The sequence below is a fragment of the Pseudomonas tremae genome (assembly GCF_001401155.1).
Taxonomy (GTDB): domain Bacteria; phylum Pseudomonadota; class Gammaproteobacteria; order Pseudomonadales; family Pseudomonadaceae; genus Aquipseudomonas; species Aquipseudomonas tremae.
In genome coordinates, this window is record NZ_LJRO01000273.1 from 1 (window position 1) to 268 (window position 268).

The window sequence follows — 268 nt, forward strand, 5'->3', positions numbered from 1 at the left end:
CCGACAATAAGGGTGATCAGTGATTTGTTACTCATCAGCGAGTCTCCCTGGTACCTACTTCACCACGCTGCTGAGCCTCATTCGCCCGGGCAGCGGCGGCAGCGGCAGCATCATTAGCCGACTGCGATGGCGTACCTGAATTGGAGCCATTGCCGTTACTGCTGCGGCTGCTCTCGATCATCTTGTCGAGCGGCAGATAAAGCAGATTGTTCTGCCCCTTGTCGCCGGTCACGAGCACCTTGCTGGTATTGCTGAAGACTTCCTGCAT

Annotated in this window: 1 pseudogene; it reads right to left on the minus strand. The window is 56.3% G+C overall.

The features are described from left to right. Positions 1-34: 34 nt before the first annotated feature. Positions 35-268 (minus strand): annotated as a pseudogene (locus ALO43_RS16195) (FtsH protease activity modulator HflK); the annotation flags it as partial.